This window comes from Bacillus sp. HY001, assembly GCF_007558965.1.
Classification (GTDB): Bacteria; Bacillota; Bacilli; order Bacillales; family Bacillaceae_G; genus Bacillus_A; species Bacillus_A mobilis.
Map to the genome: position 1 here is coordinate 1 of NZ_VLTE01000047.1, position 2,373 is coordinate 2,373.

General features: G+C 42.7%; 1 protein-coding gene. It reads right to left on the minus strand.

What is annotated here, in order from left to right; all coding sequences use genetic code 11:
• Window positions 1-108 precede the first annotated feature (108 nt).
• A complete protein-coding gene (gene ltrA / locus FOT98_RS20890; protein WP_001097732.1) occupies window positions 109-1,755 on the minus strand; it encodes a group II intron reverse transcriptase/maturase in 1,647 nt (548 codons plus the stop codon).
• Window positions 1,756-2,373: the final 618 nt, after the last annotated feature.

A 2,373-nucleotide genomic window follows, 5' to 3' on the forward strand; every position in this document is an offset into this window, starting at 1 on the left:
TTAGTCGGGTAAGCGGGGGGCATCGCTGCCCCCAACTCCCCTCAGAACCGTACGTGACAGTTTCCCATCATACGGCTCAAGCCTTCTTTTTATCCGATTTCAGTCCCTTTAGTATAGGCAAGGTAAGTGAACTAATTTTAAGTTTAAATTAGACAATATGAGGTGTTGCGGAACAGGCATGTCTTTTACGACTACCTTTTCCCCGTTTTGTAGTGGAGTTTTGCAGATAGCGCAGCGGTAACCTTGTTTTCTAGCCAGCTTCATTCTATCCATCGTGTTTTCCGTATCAAATACCTTACGGTCTCTTTTTTCCCAGTATTCTTTCAATGTTGGGTCATCAGGACTATTTTTGAATTTCACCATGTTGTGTCTCTCAATCTTAATCCATGACATATGTAAGAGTTGGATATTTGTTTTCGGGCAGGTTGGTGTCCAAGCATTTCCACCATGATGTGGATGCCTGTAATATCTTGCATATATCCATTTCCACGACTTCTTTGGATGGAGCTGTCGAAGATGTTTGCCGATTCTCCAATAGATATAGCTATCCATTGTACCAAAGATTTTCTTAGAAACGACATGTTTCCAGTATTGCCCGTATCCTCTGATAATAGGATTAAGCACTCGGATGATTTCTCCGATGGGTTGACCCCTCATGACACGTAAAGTATCTCCAATTTTCTTCTTCGCTTTCTGTCTACTGCCCTTACTTGGTTTGATGAACAGTTTATTCCCCTGTTCAGTTTGGTACTGCCGAATCAAGAATCCTAGGAACTCAAATCCTTCCTCAATATGTGTAACCTTCGTCTTTTCAGGGCTTAATTCCAATCCCCTGTCCTTTAAGTAGGGACGAAGTCTCATATATACAGAGAGTGCTTGTTCTTTTGTCTCCGTTAAGACCACAAAATCATCTGCGTAACGGATAAGGGTAAATTTGCAAGCAGGATTCATAATATAACTATCATTAGCTTTATAGTTTTTCTTGTAAGTAATTCCCAAGGTTTCTTCCATTCCATGAAGGGCAATGTTAGCGAGAAGTGGCGAGATAATTCCTCCTTGCGGAGTACCTTCTTGCGTTTCCGCGAAAAAGCTTTGCTCCATGTATCCCATCTTGAGCCATCGCTTCAATAGTTTTCTTCCTGGGAAGTAAGAAGTTTGTTTGAGTATCCACTCATGGTTGAGATGATCAAAACAGCCCTGAAAATCTCCTTCAAATATCCATTTCTTCTTTGTGCCCCCGTTGATTCTATTGAAAATGCTTCGTATGGCATCATGGGTACTTCGCTTAGGACGAAACCCGTAAGAAATAGCTTCAAATCTGGCTTCCCACTGTGGTTCAAGGGCATTTCGCACTATATTTTGATATACCCTATCCTTTATAGTTGGGATGCCCAACGGTCGCAATTTTCCGTTTTTCTTCACAATGTATATACGTTTTGCTGGTTTTGGTCGGTGTTGTAGCGTATTTAACTTTTTGAGTTGCTCATAGAGAAGATTTCTTTCTCTGCGACTCAAGGCTGTATGTTCATCAACACCTGCTGTTCGCTTTCCTTTATTCTGCTGTGTTACTCGTCTAATTGATAACAGTAAGTTTGCTTCGCTTCTCATGAGTAAGCGTTGAAGTTTTCTTACCTTTCTTTGTTGCTGTAACTGTTCGGCACGGTAAATTCTTTGTCGTAACTTCGTCACATACATCTGAACTGCTTTCCAGTTTGTATACGAGACGTGCGCCGACGCTCGTTCTGAGGTGTTCATAACTGCACGCTCCTATTCGTCAGAAGATAACTTACAAATGTATTTCCATGTTGAAGACCTATAAGAAGTGGGCTCCCTTTCAGGCTTGTCATGGGTTTGTCCGTAAGGACGACAATATCCGCTCAGTTATACATATTTCTATGCTTTCCTGTTTCCTTTCGGCTAGCGGCTTTTGCTTTCTCTTATATCCTTTACCCTCTGCCACATCGTTTGACTTTACAGTCATCCTACTGCTTGCGCAGATGACATAGGGCTTACCAAGTTTCACATTCCACAGATACGACAGGGTTAGGTGGACTCTTTACTCCGGATAAGTTGCGGGATGCAACGCGGCAGTATTATGAGAATGCCTTTCCTCTTATCAAGACCTGGGTAGAGCTGTACATTATCCCAAGCTAACGATTACGAAGCTTACGAGCCTTCACTCTCGTTCACCGTACCTGTCTTCTCCTAGCGGTATTCCGAGTCATGTACAGACTCTCTGTTTCCACATTTCCTCATGCAACCCACGAGCCCGTTACCAAGTCCGCAGTTTCGGATGGAGATAGACTTTGCATCTAATCTAGTAGCAGAAGCTACCCTGTGGGAATGCGACTTCTTGTCGCACCATAATTCTCG